This window comes from Paenibacillus sp. WG02 (assembly GCF_055396115.1).
This window is the reverse complement of sequence record NZ_AP036016.1, coordinates 1,648,445-1,670,764: the sequence shown is the minus strand read 5'-3', so window position 1 is coordinate 1,670,764 and position 22,320 is coordinate 1,648,445. Positions and strand designations below refer to the sequence as shown.

The following is a 22,320-nucleotide window of genomic DNA, read 5'->3' as shown; positions in this document are numbered from 1 at the left end:
CTTTTATGTCGTCACCTCGATCGGGGACTTCCCACTCTTTTAAAATAAGAAATATAACTGCGCCATTGGCAGTTCGGTCGCCGGCTCACAAGTAATGGCTTCCCCATCAACTTTCACTTCATAGGTCTCTGGGTTTACTTCTATAGAAGGCGTGCCGTTATTATGAATCATGTCTTTTTTCGAAATATCGCGACAGCCTTTCACAGGCTCGACACGCTTTTGCAGCCCTAATTTCTCAGCGATGCCACGATCATAAGCGGCTTGAGAGACGAAGGTAATCGAGCTTTGCGTCAAAGCTTTGCCAAAAGCGGCAAACATCGGACGTCCAAATACAGGCTGCGGCGTTGGAATTGAAGCGTTCGGATCTCCCATTTGCGCATAGGCAATGCTGCCGCCTTTGAGAACCAGATCCGGCTTAACTCCGAAGAACATCGGGCTCCATATGACCAGATCCGCGAATTTTCCAGGCTCAATGGAACCGACAAGGTGAGAAATCCCATGCGTAATCGCCGGATTAATCGTATATTTGGCGATGTAACGCTTAATTCGGAAATTGTCGCCAGCTTCCGTATCGGGAGCCAGCGATCCACGCTGCTTCTTCATTTTATCGGCCGTTTGCCATGTACGAATAATAACCTCGCCGACCCGCCCCATGGCCTGAGAATCCGAGCTTAGCATACTGAATACACCTAGATCATGAAGTATATCCTCGGCAGCAATCGTTTCTGGGCGAATCCGGGAATCCGCGAAAGCAACATCCTCGGGTATACGGCTGTCCAAATGATGACACACCATGAGCATATCCAAATGCTCTTCAATCGTATTGATCGTGTATGGACGTGTCGGGTTTGTCGAAGACGGCAGTACGTTAAGCTCAGCAGCGGCACGGATAATATCCGGCGCGTGCCCTCCGCCTGCTCCTTCGGTATGATACGTATGAATCGTACGGCCCTTAATAGCTGCGAGCGTATCCTCGAGAAATCCCGCTTCATTTAATGTATCGGTATGAATAGCTACTTGAACATCATATTGATCCGCTGCTTCGAGACAAGTGTCGATTGCTGCCGGTGTCGTTCCCCAATCTTCATGAAGCTTCAAACCAATAGCTCCCGCTTCAATCTGTTCCGTCAACGGAGCAAGAAAAGAAGCATTGCCTTTACCCGTAAACCCCAAGTTCATGGGAAAAGCTTCAGCTGCCTCCAGCATACGCTGCATGTGCCATGCGCCTGGCGTACAAGTTGTGGCATTCGTACCTGTGGCAGGCCCTGTCCCTCCACCAATCATCGTCGTCACGCCAGAGGAAAGCGCCGTTTCAATTTGTTGGGGACAAATAAAATGAATGTGAGCGTCAATCCCGCCTGCGGTTACAATCTTACCTTCACCTGCAATAACTTCCGTGCTCGCTCCAATGATCATATCGGGATGTACGCCATCCATTATGTCTGGGTTTCCCGCTTTACCGATCCCCATGATATGACCATCCTTGATGCCGATATCACCTTTGACTATACCCCAGTGGTCAATAATGACCGCATTCGTAATCAGGGTATCCAAGACACCTTGGTCACGGGTAGCTCCACTGGATTGACCCATCCCGTCGCGAATGACTTTGCCTCCGCCGAACTTGCATTCATCCCCATATACGGTGTAATCATGCTCGATTTGTGCCCAAAGCTCGGTATCAGCCAAACGAATGGCATCTCCCGTAGTAGGTCCGAACATTAGCGCATAACTTTTACGATCTATTCGATTCACCGGGCTTCCCCTCCCATGCTTGCCATCTCTCTCGCGCAGCACTTGACATATTCCCATTAGCTGCTAAGCCTTTACTCAAGTTATTTAGTCCATAAGAAAGTTTGGCTCCACCAAGTTCAACGAGCTGAACAGGTTTCTGTTCTCCCGGTTCAAAACGGACAGCTGTTCCCGCGGGAATGTCCAAACGCATGCCATAGGCTTGTTCTCTCGAGAAGTCCAAAGCTCTGTTCACTTCAAAAAAATGAAAATGCGAGCCCACCTGAACGGGACGATCTCCTGTATTCGTCACTATGAGATCAACCGTTTGTCTTCCTATATTCATTTCAATATATCCCTTGACTGTTCGATATTCTCCTGGAATCATTCTCTCGCCCCCTTCGATTATTCATTTGTATAGTTAGGTTATTGGTTCGTGTACGGTAACTAACTTGGTCCCATCGGGAAACGTAGCCTCTACCTGAACCTCATGAATCATTTGAGGCACACCTTCCATCACTTGCTCCGCTCTCAGAATCGTTGTGCCGAATGCCATCAATTGAGCGACGGTTAATCCATCCCTTGCTCCTTCCATAATCTCGGATGTTAGCAGCGCGATGCTTTCGGGATAATTCAGTTTCAAGCCTCTGGCAAGTCTTCGGCGTGCTAGATCAGCAGCCACCGTAATAAGCAGCTTTTCTTTTTCTCTCTCCGTTAAATGCACATCTTCACCTCTTTAAAATCCGAATAATGGTAATCTTTTATCTTTATTATATTCGTGTATTTCATGATTGTAAATCATTAATGTCAGTTATAATGACATGAAAACAACGGTTTCTGAAGTCATCTTTCGTATTTTATGTGATTTCCACAAAGGAATAGCTGGTTTTTGTGCGCTATTAACAAAAAACACTTAATTCATGTAATCTATGTTGACATCAACTTGTTTTGCACTTTATCATAAGCCTTGTAATCCAAATCTTGTAAGCAAAGGGAGTGGGACGTGAATGAGAGAGATAAGAAACAAAGGTAAGCTCACAGTCGCTTTGAGTATGGCTTTGATGATGGTCATGGCTGGCTGTGCAAAGACTGAGCCAACTACATCCACGACAACTACACCTATGGCGACCAAAGCAGCTGAAGCTAAGGCAGAGACGAAGGATGAAACTGTACCTGTCGGGATTCTTCACTCCCTAACTGGCACGATGTCCATAAGCGAGGTGTCTGTAAGAGATGCTGAACTTATGGCGATTGACGAAATTAATGCAGCCGGGGACTCTTAGGTAAAAAAATCAAGCCCGTGATTGAAGACGGTGCATCCGATTGGCCGACTTTTGCAGAGAAAACTAAGAAGTTACTGCAAAAAGACAGCGTCGTAGCGATCTTTGGCTGCTGGACATCTGCCAGCCGCAAAGCCGTGCTTCCGGTCGTCGAACAAAACAAAGGATTACTGTGGTATCCGGTTCAGTATGAAGGCGTGGAATCATCACCTAATATCTTCTACATAGGCGCTACAACGAACCAACAAATTATCCCTGCTGTAACTTGGCTTCTTCAAAACAAAGGCAAGAAATTCTACCTTCTCGGTTCCGACTATGTTTTCCCAAGAACAGCCAACAAAATTATTAAAGAGCAGTTGAAAGCTGAAGGCGGGTCGCTTGTAGCCGAAGAATACACACCGCTTGGACATACGGACTACAATACAATCATTAGTAAAATCAAAAAAGAGAAGCCGGATGTCATTTTCAATACGCTGAACGGTGACAGTAACGTAGCCTTCTTCAAGCAATTGAAAGATGCAGGCATTTCATCCAAAGATCTAACAACAATGTCCGTAAGTATCGCTGAGGAAGAGGTTCGCGGTATTGGAGCTTCTGTCTTAGATGGACACTATACTGCTTGGAATTACTACCAAACAACCGATACACCTGAGAATAAAAAATTCGTTGAAGCTTACAAAGCTAAATACGGCAAAGACCGCGTTACGGATGATCCGATCGAAGCAGGCTATACGGCCGTATACTTATGGGCTGCAGCTGTGAAGAAAGCAGGATCCTTTGAGGTAGAGAAAGTGAAAGCTGCTGCCAAAGGAATCGAGTTTAACGCACCAGAAGGTAAAGTGGTTATTGATGGAGAGAACCAGCATATTTCCAAAACGGCACGTATCGGTCAAATTACGGCTGATGGCCAAATCAAAGAAATATGGAACTCCGGCCAACCACTCAAACCAGATCCTTTCCTCAAATCATACCCTTGGGGCGGAGAAGTAACGAAAAAATAAAGGCAGTTATTGGAGCCAGGATTGCCTAACGGCAGTCCTGGATTTCACCAAAATATAAGAATTTATATGTTACACACGATAAGTCGGCTATATTTCAGGATAAACGCCCCCGTCCGAGAAGGACGGGGTAGACGTTTATTTTGTTTACTCGGGGTTTACTGGGAGGGATTTCCATGAGTCTGCTGTTTCTTCAATTATTCAACGGTCTAAGCCTTAGCTCCATTCTGCTGTTAATCGCCATTGGCCTTGCGATTACATTCGGCTTAATGAATGTTATGAATATGGCACATGGTGAATTCATCATGATTGGCGCCTATATGGCTTATCTAGTCCAGCAGTGGTTCCAGAAGTTTCTACCAGCCTCCGCTTTCGGATGGTATTTCATCGTGTCGCTAGGTGTTGCCTTTGCGGTAGCCTTCTTTGTCGGCTGGCTGCTCGAAGTTGTTCTCATTCGATTCATGTACGGCAGACCGCTAGACAGCCTGCTTGCTACATGGGGAGTAAGCCTTGCCTTGCAGCAGCTTGCGCGTACTATTTTCGGTGCTCCTAATGTGGCTGTCAAAGCGCCCGAATGGTTGGAAGGCGGACTTCATCTGTCAGCCGACCTCATTCTCCCCTACAAGCGCCTTTTTATTATTGCTTTGGTTGCGCTGTGTATCTTGGTGATTTATATGTACCTGTACCACTCAGCCGGAGGAAGACGAATGAGAGCTGTTATGCAAAATCGTGAAATGGCTGCTTGTCTTGGTATTTCCACACGCAGAGTAGATGCTCAATCCTTCGCTTTTGGCTCCGCTATGGCAGGAATTGCCGGATGCGCCTTAACGCTGCTTGGACCTATTGGACCAACCATAGGCACATATTACATTGTGGATGCGTTCATGGTTGTTGTTCTTGGCGGAATCGGTAAGCTGATTGGAACCGTAGCAGGAGCATTAGGTATTGGGGTTTTCAACACAGCTTTGGAATACACAACAAGTGCTACGCTCGGTAAAGTGCTAGTCTTTACGCTCATAATCGCCTTCTTGCAATGGAAACCGATGGGACTTGTGACGATCCGTTCAAGATCCTTAGATTGAAGAAAGGATGTGGCATCTTCCATGCTCTTAACGGGACAATCCAAGCTTAAACTGATCGTCTATGGCATTTTTTTGATCGCTATTGCTTTGGCTCCTTTGTTCATGTCAGACTTCCGACTTTCCCTTCTTGGCAAGTTTCTCGCTTATGCCATCATTGCCATGGGAATTGATCTAATTTGGGGCTATACGGGCATTCTTAGCCTCGGCCATGGCGTCTACTTTGGACTTGGCGCTTATTGTATGGCCATGCATCTTAAGCTCGCCGCGACGCCAGACCAACTGCCGGATTTCATGTCATGGAGCGGCGTTGAGAGATTACCCTGGTTCTGGGTTCCATTCCAACAGGCAGGCGCAGCATTCCTTCTCGCCCTTATCGTGCCAATGATCGTCGCATTCATCTTAGGATATTTTACATTTCGCAATCGTATCAAAGGTGCTTTCTTCTCCATATTGTCTCAGGCGTTAGTCATTATTACCGTCACGCTATTCGTTGGCCAACAAGGCTATACTGGCGGAACTAACGGACTGACCAATTTCACTGCCTTTCTTGGCTTAAATCTCCAATCACAATCTACGAAATTATTATTTTTCTATCTCACCTTAGCTGTTGTTGTTGTCGTTCTTATCCTATGCAGTCTGCTCGTCACCAGTCGTATGGGGAACATTCTCACAGCCATACGAGATGGGGAAAATCGGGTTCGCTTTATTGGCTACAATCCAGTCACTTATAAAGTATTCATTTACTGCGTTTCAGCAGGCTTAGCCGGACTTGCCGGTGTGCTCTTCGTTCTTCAGGAAGGCATTATCTCGCCTGCACAAATGGGCATTGTCCCCTCTATTGAAATGGTTCTTTGGGTGGCTATAGGAGGTCGTGCAACGATTGGAGGCGCCGTTCTTGGCGCATTAATCACCAACGCAGCCAAAACAACATTTAGCGAAGCTTACCCCGCTTGGTGGCCTATTATGCTCGGAGCCATGTTCATTATAGTTGTAATGCTGCTGCCCAAAGGTATCGTCGGTACGATTACACACTACACCTCCAATTGGAAAAAACCCAATCTCCCTAAGCCGATTTCATCATCGCATGAAGCAAGCTGACTATTCACCACATCCTTAATGTTATGAAATTTGAAGGGGGAACATCCCAATGCCAGGACAATTAGCGAAACAACAACCTGTAACCGGCGAGCAAATCCTTAGCGTTAAAGGGCTTGAAGTGAGCTTTGACGGATTTAAAGCCTTGCGCAATCTGGACTTTTCCTTGCAACATGGCGAGCTCCGGTTTCTTATTGGACCGAACGGAGCAGGTAAAACAACGCTCTTGGATGTCATTTGCGGGAAAGTGAAGCCTTCGCATGGTCACGTTTTTTTCAAAGAATCCATTGATCTTACCAAACACCAAGAACACCAAATTGCACAGCTCGGCATTGGACGTAAATTCCAAGCGCCTTCTGTCTTCTCAACCTTAACTGTTTTTGAAAATTTGGCTCTTTCTATGAAACAGCAGCGCGGCCTCCTTAGCGCACTATGGACCAAGACGACGAGTGAACAGCGGGACCGCTTGCATCTCCGACTCGAGATGATTGGCTTGCAGAGCAAAGTCAAAGAACGCGCAGGGTCACTTTCTCACGGCGAGAAACAGTGGCTTGAAATCGGGATGCTGCTCATGCAGGAGCCCGATCTACTGCTGCTGGATGAGCCTGCCGCCGGCATGACAGATAGCGAAACCGAGAAGACAGGTGAGCTGCTGCACGAAATAGCGGCTAATCAAACGATCATCGTAGTTGAACATGATATGGAATTTGTTCGTCAATTCGCTAGAACAGTCACCGTACTTCATGAAGGAACCGTACTCCGGGAAGGCACGATGCAGGAAATTCAAAGTGATAATAAGGTTGCTGAGGTTTATCTAGGAAGGAGAGTGGAGCGAGGTGCTTAACCTTCAGAAGATAGAAGCAGGTTACGGTGAGAGTAGGATTGTACGCCATGTGAACCTTGTGGTGAAACCTGGACAAATCGTTTGTCTTATGGGCCGCAACGGTGTAGGGAAATCCACACTTATGAAAAGCATCATGGGACTCATTCAGCCGAAGTCAGGCACGATCCATTTTAACGAACGGAACATGACGTCCTTCCCTCCGGATCGACGAGCCAAATTAGGGATCGGCTACGTGCCGCAAGGCCGCGAAATTTTCCCGCAGCTTACTGTCGAGGAAAATCTGCTGCTTGGTCTAGAAGCTGCAACAGATGGTAGAAAAAAACTCCCTGACTCTCTCTTCGACACTTTCCCCGTGCTTCACCAAATGCTTCACCGCAAAGGAGGCGACCTCAGCGGCGGGCAGCAGCAGCAACTAGCGATAGCCCGTGCCTTGGCCCCAGGCCCCAAGCTGCTGCTGCTAGATGAGCCGATGGAGGGGATCCAGCCTTCTATCGTCATGGAGATTGAAGCCATCATTGAATCCATCAAACGCAGTCGAGAAATTGCCGTATTGCTGGTAGAACAAAGCCTTGAGTTCGCTACAAGCATTGCCGATTATTATTATGTATTGGACCGAGGAACCATTGCCGCCGAAGGTCATGCCGAGCATTTGAGCGAAGATCAAGTACGAAAGCATTTAACGGTATGATTTTGATTACACGGACCTACGCAATAAAAAGAAGCTGGATGACTTGACCTACGAAACTAGGCGTCAAGTACCGTCCAGCTTCTTTTTTTTCATACAAAGGAACTAATTATAAAGTTAAACTGGACGTCACAAAATGTATAATGATAACATGCATATATAGGATCGAATGTTGCGTCCGGCATATCGAGCACCGAACCTTTTGAAGGAAAAGGAGGGGGGGAACGTTTATGTCTAAGATTTTAATTATTGAAGATGATTTAAGCATTGGTGAAATGATGTCGATTTATTTGTACGAAGAAGGCTATCAAGTCATGCGTGCGGAAACGGGCCGTCAAGGCGAAGTCTTATTCCGAGATTTCGAACCTGATGTCATCGTGCTTGATATTATGCTGCCTGATGTTGACGGGATTCAGCTATGTACGGACTTCCGCAATTCGTCAACCATCCCCATTCTTATGGTGTCTGCCAAAAATGAGGTCTCCGATCGCGTCAAAGGCCTGCAGACTGGTGCTGATGATTATCTATGTAAACCATTCTCAATGAGGGAACTATCAGCACGAATACAAGCATTACTGCGACGTTCACATGCCTTTCCTCCGCCAGTTCAAACTACCGATACGACCGAGCAAGTCGTTCATCTGGACCTAGAGAAGCGCTGCCTTTTTGTACATAGCAAAGTAATAGAGACCACGTTCTCTGAGTTTGAAATTATGAAACTTTTTTGGCAGAATCAAGGACGAGTATACAGCCGGGAGGAGCTTCTAAACCGGGTCCGCGGTTTCGATTCCTATGTAACCGAACGTGCAATCGATGTACATATCGCAAACCTTCGCAAAAAAATAGAAGCTGATCCCAAAGAACCGAAATATATTAAGACGGTTTGGGGTGTCGGTTATAAATTTCTACTTACGTAAGCTCCCGATGGGGCTTTTTTTGTTTGGGATAATTAAGCAAAAACTAGTCACCAAATAGGCTGATGCACAATATGATGATTATGGATAATGACACGTACTTAGAATCTGTTTCACATTACTATTATGAAGAAAGCTTTCTTAAGGAAAGCTCAAGGAGGAAATACAAACATGATGAATAGTCCTTACAAAATCGGAAACCAAGGCATGACCTCGCAAGCCCCTTACGGATATCCTTATCCGGCTTATCCCGTTCCAACAATGGGAATGGGTGCCAATAATTCACCTGTTCCAAGCGGAGCACCTACACCTACTGGCGGTCTGCAAACCGGTGTAAATGTACCTGGTCAACTCCCCATGGAACAATCTTATATCGAAAATATTCTCCGTTTGAACCTTGGCAAAATGGCTACCATCTACATGACATACGAGAATAATTCGCAATGGAATGCCAAAATCTTCAAAGGCAAACTGGAGGCAGCAGGACGTGATCATATCATCATCAGCGATCCAGCTACCGGCATGCGTTACTTATTGCTCATGGTAAATCTAGATTACATTACATTCGACGAGGAACTTAATTACTTGTATCCTTACACAGGTGGAGTCGGCCCACGGAGATAATGGTTAAATCAAAAATTAAACCGCTTGCTCTTTCATTAGAGCAGCGGCTTTTTTGTCATGAAGAAGTCACTTCTGTGAAATGCCACATATGCAGTTTGCGCAGCCCGCCTTCAATCCACTCTTCCCATAGGGCTTGTTGTGAAGCATCTTCAGTTCCATGCAAACGTTCTTGTTTCAAAGTAAGATACTCCTCATACGTAACATCCTTCCAAATTTCCACAAAAAGTCCTTCCTGATCGGTTCCCTCTAACAGTTCCAATCGCCCTTCCTTCCGCTTCCACTCCTGCATATAGATGAGAAAAGACTCCCGAAAAACGGGTTTTATGGCATACTCTACAAAAACTTTGAACATTTTTAGATCTCCCTCTGATTTATTTTTTGCTCCAAAATGGTAAACTAATAAAAAGACGGAAAAATGACCATGCTTACAAGGATAAATGATTCTGTCGTCTTATAAGGATAAGGAAAACTCAGCCCATGCTTACGAAGAAAATTTTCCCTACGGAAAATTCTTAGGAGGAAACCCATTTGGACACAGGCACTCATCTCGTTATTGGTTTAGGGTTAGCGGGACTGTCACAAATTGACCCTAGCGTATCTGCGGATTCAGCGGCAACCACTGCGGTCTTCATTGGAACGGTTATTGGCTCACAGATTCCGGATGTGGACGGGCTGCTTCGTTTTAAAGGGAACGCCACTTACATTCGAAATCACCGTGGCCGCTCTCACTCCTTGCCAGCTTTTACTTTTATGGACACTGCTGATCACTGGAGCTCTTGCTCTGTTCTTCCATGGAATCCCCCTGCTGCACCTGGGTATGTGGGTAGGAATCGCCGTTTGTTTTCACGTCTTTACAGATTGCTTCAACACCTATGGTACACAAGCATTCCGGCCATTCTCTGAAAAGTGGGTGTCTTGGAACATTATACACATCTTTGATCCCTTTATCTTTTCAAGCCACATCGCAGCTATTTTCATGTGGTCCTTCCATGTCGCTAGTCCAAAGCTAGTATTCCCGTCTTTGTACGGGGTTATCGCCCTATATTACATCTGGCGCTCTCTCGACCATTACATCGTAGAAAAAGGGCTTTATCGCAAAGACCCTACCCATATGCCCGGGGATAAATACACACTTATTGTAACATTCAACCTCTATGTGTGGAACGTTGTGAAACGCAGAACTGACGGCACCTTCCAGTTGGGTGAACTGAAGAATTCAAAGCTTCGATGGATCGACACCATCAAATGTGAAGACCACCCAGCCATCGAGGCGTCCAAGAATCACGAAGACATCCAAGCCTTACTCTACTTCTCGTCCTTCACATGTGCGGAAGTAAAAGAACATCGCTGGGGCTACGAAGTAAGATGGGCTGATGTGCGTTATCGCCACCGCAAGCAGTATCCTTTCGTCGGTGTTGTCTTGATGGATCACAAATTCCAAACACTCGATTCTTATGTGGGCTGGGTGAATGACACAAGACTTGAAAAAAAGCTAAAAGTGGATCTTTATTAGAAGCAATCTGATAATCAAGAAGGAATCGCGCATGCGATTCTGCGAGAGGCCCTTGCAACAGCGCATGGGCCTACTCGATGAACCCCCTCTCTCAATGGTAGGGAAAGCTACGAGTTCGTATTACCTTACCCTACGCCTCCAACTCAATCGGTTGCGATCATTGTTCCTCCTCTACCGGAAATATTGTACATGCTCCTGCAGAAAAGCGTCTAGCGTGCGAGGCTCTCTACCGAGCAAACGCTTTACTGTGTCTGTGGGCCTTTCTAGCACTACCGTAGACATGGTTTGAATTTCCACAACGTGGCTCGCAAGCCAAGGAGGCATATGCCCGTACTCGATTAGATTATTGCGTAGTACTTGGGGCTCCAAGTTAATGTAGTTTACCGGCCGATCAAGCAGGGCGGATAGTTTACTTGCGATCTGGGGATAGCTAAAAATCTCTGAACCCGTAAGTGTATAGATTTGGCCTGCTGCCTCGCGATTGGTCAGAGCCTCAGCGGCAACATCTGCGATATCGCGACAGTCAATGAAGTTACAATGTGAATCGCCCATGGCGCCGAAGAAAATATTTTGGGTTGTGACCGTTGGTACAAGACGCAATAAATTTTGCATGAACGCATAGGGGCGCAATACAGTGTGAGTAAGACCCGATTCGCTCAGGGTTTTCTCGATTTCTTGATGCCAGCCTGCCACTGCTACTGGAGAGCTCCTCTCAAAGGCAGGACTGGATATCTTTACGATGTGCTTGATGCCAGCTTCAGCAGCAATCCGAATGATCGAAGTCTCCAATTCGATCTGATTTGGGCTGTTGGACATGGCGAGGAAGAGCTGGCTAGCTCCTGCAAACGCGCGGCGCAGTGATTCGTGGTCGGAAGCATCCGCGGATGCGACCTCGATCGTCGACCATCCTTTATCCCCGATCTGAGCACTTAACTTCTCAGGCTCTCTGCTCAGTGCCCTGGCGGGCACGCCAAGATCAACCAAACGTTTCAAAAGCGCACTACCTATCGTACCTGTTGCTCCAAGAATAACGATCATTTTTATCTTCTCCCTTGAAATGATAAATTAGTTTTGGCGGCAAGACGCCACCTCCATGTTACTATCGTGCTGGCAATCACTCCGGATAACGGGAAATCGATCCATATACGATCGATCCAAACCAAATTATCGATAGGAATAATAATTCCCAGTAAGTTAGTTGTCGCCCAAGCGGCGCATAGGCCCAATATGGCTCCCATCAATGCGAACAGCCCAACCACAACCAAGTGAGGTGCGGCGACGAGCCACCGTTTACGACCTCCCCGAATGCGCAGCCAAAGGCCAAGCATCAAAGCTATCAAAGCAGATGTTCCACCGATTGTGGTCAAAGCAGCTAATTGGAGCCCCTTGTCAGCAGTGATCAATCCCCCGATACCTGCCATAATGGCAGGAGATACATAAGCCATTACAACTTCACGCCAAAGTACAAAAGTTTTTGCGCCAGAACCAGCTGACTTGATGTCGTAAAGACGTTCTGTCTTATTCGGGTATTCCGTCTTGTTCATTCAGTTACATCCTTCCTTTCTTCTTATTAATTATTCAGCAATTGCCTCCATATAATTAGGAAGCTAACTATATAAGAGTGAAAATAGGCTAGCTTCACTAGCCCATTTTACTCATTACTGATTTGTTCCTTTAATCCGACTGGTTCATCCGTTAGCGCTGAGATACCTTGTGTAACTCGGCCGAGCAGGTCGAGAAATACGCTGCGTTCCTCGATACTGAGTAAGCCCACCATGGCTTCTAGCCGCGCAAAATGCTCGTGGGCCATTTCATGGAGCTTCTTCGCTCCTTGCTCTGTCAATATAACCGCTTTCTGTCGGCCATCGACTGAACTTGATCTCCGGAATACGAGGCCATCTCGCTCAAGCGTGTCGATAAGACCAGTCACTGTAGCACGTGTAATACCTAGATGCTCCGCCAATTGCGAGGGCAACACTTCTCCTTCGTTATCTTCAAGATCAGCTAATAACCGATATCGCCCTGTTGATAAACCGAATCTGGAGAAATGAATCTCCGAAGCATGTCCAAGCTTGGCTCCCGCTGCCATCAGCCTAGATGCGACGAGCACAGCCTGTGCGTCTACGTCTAGATTATAACGATCAATCTGACGCTTGGATTGTGCAAGCGAGGGAATAGCTTCAATGTTATTTACTGTATTATTTTCGTTGGTCATATATATAGTATGGAACCTAACTAAATTGATGTCAATACATTTTTTTACAACTGTGGTGAGGCGCACGAAGAAAAAAACCCAGAGGGTTTGGCCCCTGGGCTTTATTGTTACTTAAATTGGGAAAACTATTGACGAAGTCAGACTATCTAGCTGCGGAAGCCAGATTGTCCGGCTAGCGTTTGCTCAGCGATTTGTACCAAACGGCGAGTAATGTTACCACCGATTGCACCAGCATCGCGAGTAGCCATATAACCCATGTAACCATCTTGAGGAATTTGGATGCCCAGTTCTTGAGCTACCTCATATTTCAATTGATCTAAAGCTTGAGTGGCTTGTTGAACTACCAGTGTGTTGCTGCTACGATTTTGCGCCATAAGGATCAGACTCCTTTCAGTCAGCTATAATCTTTGATGTATTTGCAAGCTTGCAAAGATAGTATGTGGAGGAAATGAATTTATATGCACAGCGATCAAAAAAGTTTAAAATAAGAAGACACTGTTCAATCTTCTAGAAAGTAGGTCATATTCATGAGCAAACCACTCGCTCTTCTTTTCGCTGTTGTTGGCACCCTGCTGCTCGCCTCCATCAGCTTATTCATTGCCCTTAGACAGCCTTGGATGATTCTTGCCTGCTCCATCATCTCCTTAGGCTTTATCGGATATGGATTTGCGGTTAAAGCAAAGATTCGCAAGAAGAATACGCGGTCTTAACGAAGGAAACAACTCGATCGTCAATAAGAGAAAGAGCTCAAACAGCCATACTAGCTGATTGAGCTCTTTTTGCTTTTTACAGAACGACGAAGCCCATCCGCTTCTTCACTTCAAGCAGAGTTTGATCAGCTACCTCAGCAGCTTCCTGCGCCCCTTTTTTCAAAATGTCGAAAATTTCGCCTGAACTGCGAATTTCACGATAACGTTGTTGGATCGGCTCTAGAACGCCCACGATATGTTCAGCTAAATCCTTTTTGAAAGGACCATAGCCTTGTCCTTCGTATTTGGCTTCAATCTCCACTAAGCTCATTTCGGCAAAGTGTGAGTAGATTGACATTAAATTACTAACCTCTGGCTTGTTTTGAGGATCATACTTTACCTCACGGCCAGAATCTGTGACTGCTCGACTAAGCTTCTTACGGATGACATCGGGCTCATCTAGCATGGCAATGTAACTGCCGGCATTTGGATTGCTTTTGCTCATCTTTTTGGATGCATCATCCAACGACATGATTCTCGCGCCAACCTCAGGCATATAAGGCTGCGGCATGACAAACATTTCACCAAAACGGTTGTTGAAGCGGTTCGCTAAGTCGCGCGTCAACTCCAAATGCTGCTTCTGATCATCTCCGACCGGAATAAGGTCCGCATTGTATAACAGGATGTCCGCTGCCATCAGGGATGGATACGTAAATAGACCAGCTCCGACTGAATCCTTGCCTTCGGATTTGTCCTTGAACTGCGTCATACGCTCCAGCTCTCCCATATGCGTCAGCGTCGTCATAATCCAGCCGAGCTCAGCATGCGCATGAACATGGGACTGCAGGAAAATGGATGCTTTGCTAGCATCTAGTCCCGCAGCAATATAAAGCGAAGCGATGGACTCTGTTTGCTCTTTCAGAGCAGCCGGATCCTGTGGAACCGTGATGGCATGCATATCCACGACCATAAAATAGCAGCGATGCAAATGCTGCAGCTTCACATAATTGCGCAGTGCGCCAATATAGTTGCCAATCGTCAGCTGTCCGCTGGATTGCATACCGGATAATACTCGTTTCATTGGATAATCCCTCCAGATTTCTTATCATCTTATGGTCTAAAAAAACAACAAAAAGGCCTCTCCCCGCAAGGGACGAGAGACCGTGGTACCACCCTAATTTGTCCATGAACAATTGTTCAACAAGACCTTCAGGCTCTGATAACGGGGAGCTGCCGTTTGGCATACTTGGACAGATGAGGATGTTCTCCGGCCTAGGTTCCGGCAACCTGCATACTGTGTTCAGCCTCATGCTCAAGGATCCATTCGGTTTGCTTGTTTCACCGGTTCACACCAACCACCGGCTCTCTGAGAAACAGATGACAAACTTACTTGTTCCTATCATCGCGAATTGATTTTATATAATTATACACCCTTACAATTCATTGTCAATCAAGGACATTGTCCTAACTGAACCTGCATGTACATAGGATAGATCATACTAGCCTTTCTATGCATAAAATAACTCCGCGTCCTTCGTGGACGCATTAACGGACAAAGGGGTGTCATCGAATTGCCATCGACTTTATACCGCTGGAGCCTTCCAATCTCCACCGTGATTTGCGCGTTTCTCCTCATCTTAATCGTGACAACAAGAGAGCTTCCTCCTATGGGTTTGGTCACATATGAAATCAAGCACGTTTTTACAGCCTTCATGGATATCTTTCTCGACGCTTTGCCTTTTATGTTACTGGGCGTCCTTCTATCCACAGTCGTTGAAAACTTCATTCCTGAAGCGTTCATTAGACGCATGACGCCGCGACATCCGCTTGGAGGTATTTTATTTGCCTGCGTTCTTGGCATCATGTTCCCGCTCTGCGAATGCGGAATGATTCCTTTCGTTCGCCGGCTCATGCGCAAAGGAATGCCCGTGTACATAGCCGTCATCTTCATTCTAGTAGGTCCGATTCTGAACCCCATCGTCTTTGCCTCGACGTTCATGGCTTTCCGCGGCGAGCCTTCGATGGCCTATTCGCGAATGGGGCTTACATTTGGCGTGGCGCTCATCGTAGGACTGATGTTGACACGTTTCCTGAAGAACAGCCCTTTACGTCATCTTGTTGAATATCAGGGAAACACCCACCATCACAACCACCACAACCATGGGGGTTCCAGCCCTGGACATCACGCCGACCATAGTCACGCTCACGATCACGGCCATAATCACGATCACGATCACGATCACGATCACGATCACCACCATGGCCACAATCACTCACACGGCGGTGGTCGCGTCATGACAATGTTCAGCCACGGTACGTCCGAGCTGTTCGAAATGAGTAAATACTTGATGCTGGGCGCTTTCCTGACCGCTCTTATCCAAACTTTCGTCTCCCAAGACAGCTTATCCGCGATCGGTCAGGGGCCTTTCATTTCACATGTGTTCATGATGGGCTTTGCCTACCTGCTCTCCCTATGCTCCACAACCGATGCTTTCGTGGCTGCTTCCTTCGCCAAATCCTTCTCTCCAGGCTCCTTGCTGGCTTTCCTTGTGTTCGGCCCGATGATCGACGTCAAAAGCACGCTGATGATGCTGTCCATCTTTAAAGCCCGCTTCGTGCTGACTCTCTCCATCGTAGTTGCTGTAACGGTACTGGCGGGTTCGTTGCTTATCATGCATTTCTTTACGGCTTAAAAGGAGATTTTGGACCTGAGCATACAGGGATAACAGCATGCAATCGCCTCCAACAGTGCTCAACGCCCTGAGCGCAGTCGACTGTGGGTTTGATGTAAAAAATACAGCTAATCCCTGCCAAATCGACGTTTCCAGGTAACATCATGTAAAAAGTGCAGTAAAATCCTCCAATACTAGCCATTTTGAGCTAAAGTATGAAAATTTGATGTACGAAATGCATCTCTTCTACTCAAAATGGGATGCAACAACATAATTTGCTGCACATTTTGCATTTGCTACTTTGCAAACTGGTCGTGAACAAAAATTGAGCATTCAAAAGCAAATTTCTCCCCAAACGAAAAAGGAGCTCGCTACAAACAGCGAGACTCCTTTTTTATATAAATTAAAACTTCAGAATAGCGCCAGCGCTAGCATTTGTTACCATCTTCGTATAGCGCGCCAAATATTCGGTTTGGATTTTCGGTTGGAACTCTGTCCAGCTCTCACGGCGTTTCGCGAACTCTTCGTCGCTGATCTGTAGTTCGATTTTGCGGCCATCCATGTCCACATCAATGATGTCTCCATCATGTACGAAAGCAAGAGGTCCGCCCTCAACCGCTTCTGGAGAAATATGACCGATGGAGATACCACGGGATGCGCCGGAGAAACGTCCATCTGTAATTAACGCAACCTTCGCGCCAAGACCCATACCTACGATTTGGGAAGTAGGAGCTAGCATTTCCGGCATTCCAGGTCCACCCTTCGGACCTTCGTAACGGATAACAACAACATGGCCTTCTTTAACATGACCATTCGCAATACCGTACAAAGCTTCATCTTGAGAGTTGAAGCAAATAGCTGGACCAACGTGACGTCCGCCAACGGATTTATCAACCGCGCCGACCTTAACGATACTCCCTTCAGGAGCGAGGTTACCGAACAGAACAGCAAGTCCGCCTCTTTCGCTGTGCGGGTTCGTAATTGGACGAAGCACTTCATGGTTCACAATTTCACAGCCCGCAACATTTTCACGCAGCGTTTTGGCTGTAACTGTCATGCGGTCACCGTCAAATGCACCCGGCTTTTTGAGCAGCTCGTTAATAATTGCACTCACACCACCAGCAAGATGCACATCTTCAATGTGATAATCAGAAGCTGGGGCGATTTTTGCTAAGTGAGGTACACGTTCTGCCACTTCGTTAATGCGTGAAATCGGGTACTCGATACCCGCTTCAGCCGCGATAGCCAATGTATGAAGAACGGTGTTCGTGGAACCACCCATCGCCATGTCGAGCGCAAATGCGTTATCGATCGCTTCGATGGTAACGATATCACGAGGCTTGATGTCTTTTTCAATGAGGACCATCAATTGTTTCGCACAATCTTTCACGAATTGCTTACGCTCTTCGGCAACAGCAAGAATTGTTCCGTTACCCGGCATAGCAAGACCAAGACCTTCAGCCAAGCAGTTCATGGAGTTCGCAGTGAACATACCGGAACAAGAACCGCATGTCGGACAACCATATTGCTCTAACTCTTCTAAGCCTGCTTCATCTAATTTACCAGCTTGGAAAGCACCCACGCCTTCGAATACGGAGGATAGGGAAATGGATTTACCGTTTTTATCTTTACCGGCTTTCATCGGACCACCGCTCACTAACATCGTAGGGATGTTAACGCGAAGGGCACCCATGATCATACCCGGTGTAATTTTATCACAGTTAGGAATACAGATAAGGCCATCGAACCAGTGGGCATTAACTACCGTTTCCAAGGAATCCGCAATAATCTCACGGCTTGGCAAGGAATAACGCATACCAATATGTCCCATCGCAATACCATCGTCAACACCAATGGTGTTGAATTCGAAAGGAACACCGCCCGCTTCGCGGATCGCTTCCTTCACTAGCTTACCAAATTCTTGCAAGTGAACGTGGCCGGGAATAATGTCTATATAAGAGTTACAAACCGCAATAAACGGCTTGCCGAAATCTTCCTCTTTAACACCGGCTGCACGCAGCAAACTGCGATGCGGAGCGCGGTCGAATCCTTTTTTAATCATGTCACTGCGCTGTTTTGGATGTGCCATTCTTTATTCCTCCTAGATTTCATTTCATATATGAAAATAATGAATCTATCATACCACACTTCTCGTAAAATTTCTTTCTTTAGTGTGATAACGCGTCAATGCAGCACCAAGATCGCCATTTCAGGCTTTGCGTCGATTCAAATGAACGAAAGTAATGGCCAAAGCCAGCACCAGTACTCCGCCTTTGACAATATCAAATCCAAAATAAGGCACATTCAACATAGTAAGTCCATTGAGCAATACGCCAATCAATACAGCGCCAAAGAAAGTCCCTATGACATTAGGCTTCCCTGCACCAAGCACCGAATACCCGACGAACACTGAGGCAACAGCTTCCATCAAAAGCGGAGCACCGGCATCAATCTGTCCTGAACCGACACGAGATGCATACAGAATACCTCCGAATGCTGCGAAAATACCGGACAGCACATAGGCCGCTAAACGAATTTTGTTAACGGAAATCCCGGAGAGACGTGCTGCCTCCCGTTTCCCCCCGTAATGTAGAGCTGGCGCCCCCAGCGGGTGTACGTCAGGAAAACATGCACAGCTATAACAGCCACAATCATAAGAATAACAGGCACAGGTACGCCAAGTAATTTACCTTGTCCGATCCAGAGAAATTCCGGCGTAAACTTCCCTTTGGCCACCGTGCCGTCTTGGAATCTCATATTATTATAGATGGAAAAGCCTTTCGTATACGTTTTTTGCACGCCGCCAATGATGTACATCACCGCTAAAGTAGCAAGTAAATCCGGAATGCGAATTTTGACGATGAGCCATGAATTTATGAGACCGATGACAGCTCCTATAATAAGAGGAACGATGATGACCAGAATGAGCGGCTGTTGGTACCACACCATCAAAGCCGCCGCAGCCACTGTTGATAATGATACCGTCGAACCCACGGATAGATCAAAACCGTCTACAATCTGCGATAACGTGACCCCAATAGCGACAAACATCACAATCGAAATCGACCTTAGAATGTCTGCGATATTGTCATACGTCATAAAATTCTCATTGATGATCGAAAAGACGATAACCACCAACGCAATAATGAACAAAGCGCCGTATTTAAACGTAAAATCCAAACTTCTTTCCTTCATGCTATTCAGCCTCCCCCGCACTCGCATACGTTAAAATGAGATCCTGCGTCGCTTCCGCGCGGGAGAGCTCCTTCACCACAGAACCATAGCTCATTACTAAAATGCGATCGGCAATTCCTATAATTTCATTCAGCTCACAGGATAAATAAATAATGCCTTTACCTTCCGATGCCAATTGACCGATCAAGCGGAAAATATCGCTTTTCGCGCCAACATCGACCCCCTTGGTCGGCTCATCAAACATGTAGACATCGGCATTCGTCGGCAGCCATTTGCCCACGGCCACCTTCTGCTGGTTGCCGCCGCTTAGATGCTTCACCACGCGATTCGGATCGCTGGGCTGCACGCCCAGCTGCTCCACCATCTTCGCCGCGTGAGCACTCTCTGCGCCGCGCTGCACGAAACCCAGCGAGCTCAGCTTGCGCAATATCGGAAGCGACAGATTGTGCTTCACGGTCTCCTCCACGAGGACGCCTTGCTTGCGGCGCTCCTCGGGCACGAGCGCGATGCCGGCGCGCACGGCATCCTCCGGCTGGCGCAGCGCGAGCTTGCGCCCGGCTAGCCACACCTCGCCGCCGTCCGCGGCGTCGGCGCCGAAGATCAGCCGGCTCAGCTCCGTCTTGCCGGCGCCGACCAACCCCACGACGCCGAGGATTTCACCTCGGCGGAGGGCAAAGCTGACGCCGCGCACCTTGGTGCCGCGGCGCAGCCCTTTCACCTCGAGGAGGGTATCGCCGATAGGAACATCGGCTTTGGGGAACTCCTCGGTGAAGGTCTTGCCCAGCATCGCCTCAATAACTCCGGCGATGTCCATATCTGCGGCCGCCTGCGTGAGCACGTGGCGGCCGTCGCGCATGATCGTGATCCGGTCAGCGACCCGGAACACTTCTTGCAAGCGGTGGGAGATGAAGATAATTCCCACCCCTTCGCGCTTCAGGCTGTCCATGATCTGGAACAGCCGCTCTGACTCCTCCAGACTAAGCGGCGCTGTCGGCTCGTCGAAAATGATGATCTTGGCCTTGTGCGCCATCGCTCTGGCTATAAGAACGAGCTGCTTCTGGGAGATGCTAAGCTCGTCCACCTTGCTGCGGACAGAGAACGCAGCCCCGATCTTGGCTAGAATCGCTTCGGCTTCCCGATGCAGTTTTCTCCAACTGACCCAGGCCCCACCTTGAACCATTTTATCCATCATCACATTTTCGGTCACCGTAAGCCCAGCTACTAAGGCTGTGTCAACTTCTTGATAGACGCAATAGATGCCTTGGTTCATTGCTTCCTTAGGTGTCTGTATGTTGAGAGACTGGCCGTTTATGGATATTTGCCCCGTATCATGGGTATATGCGCCGGATAAAATCTTCATCAAGGTGCTCTTTCCAGCACCATTAGCCCCAAGCAAGGCATGAATTTCTTTGTTTTGCAGGTCAAAATCCACCTCCTGCAGCGCCTTCACACCAGGGAACGATTTGGAGATGCCTCTCATTTGCAGCAAAGATCCGTTGTTTACCGACATCATCATTCACCTCTCATCTTAATCTGAAAGTCCCATCGCATAATGACGATGGGACCCTATTTGGATTACCTTATTTTTTTTCTGCAGCTTTCAACCAGTCCGTATAGCCTTGCTGGCTTCCGCCCCAGCCTTTTACGTATTCGCTAAGCTGTGTTGTATTGACTTGCTTGTCCTTCGGCAGTTGATCTCTGGATACATAAACAGGCTCCAATACCACTTTCTCAGGCGTTTGGTCACCATGCAGCTTTTGATACAGGTAACGCACTTGCACGCGACCGATATCCTTCGGATCTACCGCTGCAGATGCCACCCATGGGCTTTTCGGATCTTGCAGCAATTGCAAGTCTTCATCACTCAAGTCAATCCCGTATACTTTAATTTCTGTACGACCTGCTTGTTGAATCGCACGAGACGCGCCTTTCGCGAACTCATCCCAAGCTGTCCATACCGCCGTGATATCACCTTTGTTCGGGTATTTCTTCAGAATCGCTTCCATTTGCGTTTGTGTATCTAACGCAGGATCTTTGGCTGTACCGAATGCAGCGACTTCTTTAATGTCTGGATATTTCTTTTGGAAAGCTTGGTAAGCGAGTTGTCTGCGTTCCATCGGTGCAAAGCCGGCTACCCATACTTTCACGATATTCCCTTTGCCTCCGGCATCCTTAGCAAGCTGCTCTAGCGTGGCTTCTGCCATCTTCTGATCGCCTTGCTCTAAGGACGTAACGCCCGGAACAGTAAGAATCGAATCGAAACTTACAACTGGAATTTTCTTTTCTAGTGCTTTCTTCACGCCTGCTTCCAACGCTTCCGCTGTTCCGTGATCGATGAGAATACCATCGAATTTCTGATTAATCGCTGCATCCAGATTAGACGACATTTTCGCAAGATCCGTATCAGCCACGAATACCGTTACTTTACCGCCAAGCTTCTCTACTTGTTCCTTCACACCTTCTACATACTGAGATGAAAATGTACCTGTATTGAATTGCATCACGAGTGCAATTTTCTTTCCGCTTAAATCTGCTGCTTTAGCTGCATCCATTGCCTTCGCACTTGCTGCAGGTGTTGCCGAAGCGCTGCTGCTCTCTTTTTGTCCGCAGGCCGCAAGCAAGCTTCCTACTAAAGCCAAGATGATGAATAAACCGCCTAATTTCGTTCTTTTCATGAGTTACCCTCCCGATCTAATACTTTACTCTATTTCCTATTAACTCTATCAAAAATTATACCGAGTAATTTAATAGGAATTACTGTATATTAGCATTGGGAGGATTTC

At 47.1% G+C, this 22,320-nt stretch carries 20 protein-coding genes, 3 pseudogenes and 1 other annotated feature; of the genes and pseudogenes, 10 read left to right on the top strand and 13 right to left on the bottom strand.

All coding sequences use genetic code 11. The features are described 5' to 3' along the window. Positions 1 to 39: 39 nt before the first annotated feature. From ureC to ACBP55_RS07915, 3 genes are read right to left on the bottom strand one after another with little or no spacing between them, the layout of a single operon-like run. The gene (gene ureC, locus ACBP55_RS07925; protein ID WP_464653262.1) at positions 40 to 1,722 is read right to left on the bottom strand and encodes an urease subunit alpha; all 1,683 of its coding nucleotides are present in this window, start codon (positions 1,720 to 1,722) and stop codon (positions 40 to 42) included. A gap of 13 nt (positions 1,723 to 1,735) precedes the next feature. Continuing rightward, positions 1,736 to 2,119, bottom strand: a complete 384-nt coding sequence (locus tag ACBP55_RS07920) for an urease subunit beta (protein ID WP_464650795.1) — start codon at positions 2,117 to 2,119, stop codon at positions 1,736 to 1,738. A gap of 33 nt (positions 2,120 to 2,152) precedes the next feature. Further along, positions 2,153 to 2,455, bottom strand: coding sequence for an urease subunit gamma (locus ACBP55_RS07915; protein ID WP_029194808.1), 303 nt, complete (start codon positions 2,453 to 2,455; stop codon positions 2,153 to 2,155). A gap of 283 nt (positions 2,456 to 2,738) precedes the next feature. On the opposite strand from ACBP55_RS07915, the pseudogene urtA reads away from it, so the two are divergent. The 7 genes and pseudogenes from urtA (at position 2,739) to gerQ (ending at position 9,253) form a co-directional block, all read left to right on the top strand. Next, a pseudogene (gene urtA, locus ACBP55_RS07910) lies at positions 2,739 to 4,012 on the top strand (urea ABC transporter substrate-binding protein). A gap of 173 nt (positions 4,013 to 4,185) precedes the next feature. Beyond that, on the top strand, positions 4,186 to 5,091 hold the full coding sequence (urtB, locus tag ACBP55_RS07905; RefSeq protein ID WP_464650794.1) for an urea ABC transporter permease subunit UrtB: 906 nt from the start codon (positions 4,186 to 4,188) through the stop codon (positions 5,089 to 5,091). A 21-nt stretch (positions 5,092 to 5,112) separates the two neighbouring features. After that, positions 5,113 to 6,189 carry an urea ABC transporter permease subunit UrtC gene (gene urtC / locus ACBP55_RS07900; RefSeq protein WP_464650793.1) on the top strand — a complete coding sequence of 359 codons (1,077 nt, stop codon included), beginning with the start codon at positions 5,113 to 5,115 and terminating at the stop codon, positions 6,187 to 6,189. Positions 6,190 to 6,238: 49 nt separating this feature from the next. Next, on the top strand, positions 6,239 to 7,030 hold the full coding sequence (gene urtD, locus ACBP55_RS07895; RefSeq protein ID WP_464650792.1) for an urea ABC transporter ATP-binding protein UrtD: 792 nt from the start codon (positions 6,239 to 6,241) through the stop codon (positions 7,028 to 7,030). Beyond that, entirely contained in the window at positions 7,023 to 7,718 is a 696-nt protein-coding gene (urtE, locus tag ACBP55_RS07890) for an urea ABC transporter ATP-binding subunit UrtE (RefSeq protein WP_464650791.1), read from the top strand. Before urtD ends, urtE begins: the two co-directional genes overlap by 8 nt. Positions 7,719 to 7,945: 227 nt before the next feature. After that, on the top strand, positions 7,946 to 8,632 hold the full coding sequence (locus ACBP55_RS07885) for a response regulator transcription factor (RefSeq protein ID WP_464650790.1): 687 nt from the start codon (positions 7,946 to 7,948) through the stop codon (positions 8,630 to 8,632). Between the two features lie 168 nt (positions 8,633 to 8,800). After that, on the top strand, positions 8,801 to 9,253 hold the full coding sequence (gerQ, locus tag ACBP55_RS07880) for a spore coat protein GerQ (protein ID WP_464650789.1): 453 nt from the start codon (positions 8,801 to 8,803) through the stop codon (positions 9,251 to 9,253). Positions 9,254 to 9,308: 55 nt separating this feature from the next. Here the strand turns inward: gerQ and ACBP55_RS07875 are convergent, their stop codons facing one another. Further along, positions 9,309 to 9,605, bottom strand: a complete 297-nt coding sequence (locus tag ACBP55_RS07875) for a hypothetical protein (protein WP_464650788.1) — start codon at positions 9,603 to 9,605, stop codon at positions 9,309 to 9,311. A 176-nt stretch (positions 9,606 to 9,781) separates the two neighbouring features. Between ACBP55_RS07875 and ACBP55_RS07870 the strand changes: the two are divergent. Beyond that, positions 9,782 to 10,766: pseudogene (locus ACBP55_RS07870) on the top strand (metal-dependent hydrolase). A 171-nt stretch (positions 10,767 to 10,937) separates the two neighbouring features. On the opposite strand, the gene ACBP55_RS07865 reads toward ACBP55_RS07870, so the two are convergent. The 4 genes from ACBP55_RS07865 to ACBP55_RS07850 all read right to left on the bottom strand — a co-directional run bounded on the left by ACBP55_RS07865 (position 10,938) and on the right by ACBP55_RS07850 (position 13,355). Then, on the bottom strand, positions 10,938 to 11,804 hold the full coding sequence (locus tag ACBP55_RS07865) for an SDR family oxidoreductase (RefSeq protein WP_464650787.1): 867 nt from the start codon (positions 11,802 to 11,804) through the stop codon (positions 10,938 to 10,940). A gap of 2 nt (positions 11,805 to 11,806) precedes the next feature. After that, positions 11,807 to 12,310 carry a hypothetical protein gene (locus tag ACBP55_RS07860; RefSeq protein WP_464650786.1) on the bottom strand — a complete coding sequence of 168 codons (504 nt, stop codon included), beginning with the start codon at positions 12,308 to 12,310 and terminating at the stop codon, positions 11,807 to 11,809. Positions 12,311 to 12,417: 107 nt separating this feature from the next. After that, entirely contained in the window at positions 12,418 to 12,981 is a 564-nt protein-coding gene (locus ACBP55_RS07855) for a MarR family winged helix-turn-helix transcriptional regulator (RefSeq protein ID WP_464650785.1), read from the bottom strand. A 146-nt stretch (positions 12,982 to 13,127) separates the two neighbouring features. Next, positions 13,128 to 13,355: a small, acid-soluble spore protein, alpha/beta type gene (locus ACBP55_RS07850; RefSeq protein WP_029194820.1), complete on the bottom strand. Its 228-nt coding sequence runs from the start codon at positions 13,353 to 13,355 to the stop codon at positions 13,128 to 13,130. Positions 13,356 to 13,508: 153 nt separating this feature from the next. On the opposite strand from ACBP55_RS07850, the gene ACBP55_RS07845 reads away from it, so the two are divergent. Continuing rightward, positions 13,509 to 13,691: a DUF5325 family protein gene (locus ACBP55_RS07845; RefSeq protein ID WP_029194821.1), complete on the top strand. Its 183-nt coding sequence runs from the start codon at positions 13,509 to 13,511 to the stop codon at positions 13,689 to 13,691. Between the two features lie 76 nt (positions 13,692 to 13,767). Here ACBP55_RS07845 and trpS read toward each other — a convergent pair whose 3' ends face one another. Beyond that, complete coding sequence (gene trpS / locus ACBP55_RS07840) at positions 13,768 to 14,751, bottom strand: tryptophan--tRNA ligase (RefSeq protein ID WP_464650784.1); 984 nt, start codon at positions 14,749 to 14,751, stop codon at positions 13,768 to 13,770. A gap of 65 nt (positions 14,752 to 14,816) precedes the next feature. Further along, positions 14,817 to 15,082: a binding site (T-box leader), on the bottom strand. Between the two features lie 255 nt (positions 15,083 to 15,337). Between trpS and ACBP55_RS07835 the strand changes: the two genes are divergently transcribed. Then, the gene (locus tag ACBP55_RS07835) at positions 15,338 to 16,363 is read left to right on the top strand and encodes a permease (RefSeq protein WP_464650783.1); all 1,026 of its coding nucleotides are present in this window, start codon (positions 15,338 to 15,340) and stop codon (positions 16,361 to 16,363) included. 382 nt (positions 16,364 to 16,745) lie between these two features. Here the strand turns inward: ACBP55_RS07835 and ilvD are convergent, their stop codons facing one another. The 4 genes and pseudogenes from ilvD to ACBP55_RS07815 form a co-directional block, all read right to left on the bottom strand. Beyond that, entirely contained in the window at positions 16,746 to 18,431 is a 1,686-nt protein-coding gene (ilvD, locus tag ACBP55_RS07830) for a dihydroxy-acid dehydratase (RefSeq protein WP_464650782.1), read from the bottom strand. A 120-nt stretch (positions 18,432 to 18,551) separates the two neighbouring features. Then, positions 18,552 to 19,537, bottom strand: a pseudogene (locus ACBP55_RS07825) (ABC transporter permease). A 1-nt stretch (position 19,538) separates the two neighbouring features. Continuing rightward, positions 19,539 to 21,047: a sugar ABC transporter ATP-binding protein gene (locus tag ACBP55_RS07820; RefSeq protein WP_464653261.1), complete on the bottom strand. Its 1,509-nt coding sequence runs from the start codon at positions 21,045 to 21,047 to the stop codon at positions 19,539 to 19,541. Positions 21,048 to 21,117: 70 nt separating this feature from the next. Beyond that, positions 21,118 to 22,212 carry a sugar ABC transporter substrate-binding protein gene (locus ACBP55_RS07815; protein WP_464650781.1) on the bottom strand — a complete coding sequence of 365 codons (1,095 nt, stop codon included), beginning with the start codon at positions 22,210 to 22,212 and terminating at the stop codon, positions 21,118 to 21,120. Positions 22,213 to 22,320: the final 108 nt, after the last annotated feature.

What these genes read in the sequence shown, in the direction of transcription:
- ureC (WP_464653262.1), bottom strand. Translation starts at nt 1,722, where the DNA reads ATGTTCGGACCTACTACGGGAGATGCCATTCGTTTGGCTGATACCGAG.
- ACBP55_RS07920 (WP_464650795.1), bottom strand. Translation starts at nt 2,119, where the DNA reads ATGATTCCAGGAGAATATCGAACAGTCAAGGGATATATTGAAATGAAT.
- urtB (WP_464650794.1), top strand. Translation starts at nt 4,186, where the DNA reads ATGAGTCTGCTGTTTCTTCAATTATTCAACGGTCTAAGCCTTAGCTCC.
- urtC (WP_464650793.1), top strand. Translation starts at nt 5,113, where the DNA reads ATGCTCTTAACGGGACAATCCAAGCTTAAACTGATCGTCTATGGCATT.
- urtD (WP_464650792.1), top strand. Translation starts at nt 6,239, where the DNA reads ATGCCAGGACAATTAGCGAAACAACAACCTGTAACCGGCGAGCAAATC.
- ACBP55_RS07885 (WP_464650790.1), top strand. Translation starts at nt 7,946, where the DNA reads ATGTCTAAGATTTTAATTATTGAAGATGATTTAAGCATTGGTGAAATG.
- gerQ (WP_464650789.1), top strand. Translation starts at nt 8,801, where the DNA reads ATGATGAATAGTCCTTACAAAATCGGAAACCAAGGCATGACCTCGCAA.
- ACBP55_RS07875 (WP_464650788.1), bottom strand. Translation starts at nt 9,605, where the DNA reads ATGTTCAAAGTTTTTGTAGAGTATGCCATAAAACCCGTTTTTCGGGAG.
- ACBP55_RS07865 (WP_464650787.1), bottom strand. Translation starts at nt 11,804, where the DNA reads ATGATCGTTATTCTTGGAGCAACAGGTACGATAGGTAGTGCGCTTTTG.
- ACBP55_RS07860 (WP_464650786.1), bottom strand. Translation starts at nt 12,310, where the DNA reads ATGAACAAGACGGAATACCCGAATAAGACAGAACGTCTTTACGACATC.
- ACBP55_RS07855 (WP_464650785.1), bottom strand. Translation starts at nt 12,981, where the DNA reads ATGACCAACGAAAATAATACAGTAAATAACATTGAAGCTATTCCCTCG.
- ACBP55_RS07850 (WP_029194820.1), bottom strand. Translation starts at nt 13,355, where the DNA reads ATGGCGCAAAATCGTAGCAGCAACACACTGGTAGTTCAACAAGCCACT.
- ACBP55_RS07845 (WP_029194821.1), top strand. Translation starts at nt 13,509, where the DNA reads ATGAGCAAACCACTCGCTCTTCTTTTCGCTGTTGTTGGCACCCTGCTG.
- trpS (WP_464650784.1), bottom strand. Translation starts at nt 14,751, where the DNA reads ATGAAACGAGTATTATCCGGTATGCAATCCAGCGGACAGCTGACGATT.
- ACBP55_RS07835 (WP_464650783.1), top strand. Translation starts at nt 15,338, where the DNA reads ATGGGTTTGGTCACATATGAAATCAAGCACGTTTTTACAGCCTTCATG.
- ilvD (WP_464650782.1), bottom strand. Translation starts at nt 18,431, where the DNA reads ATGGCACATCCAAAACAGCGCAGTGACATGATTAAAAAAGGATTCGAC.
- ACBP55_RS07820 (WP_464653261.1), bottom strand. Translation starts at nt 21,047, where the DNA reads ATGTCGGTAAACAACGGATCTTTGCTGCAAATGAGAGGCATCTCCAAA.
- ACBP55_RS07815 (WP_464650781.1), bottom strand. Translation starts at nt 22,212, where the DNA reads ATGAAAAGAACGAAATTAGGCGGTTTATTCATCATCTTGGCTTTAGTA.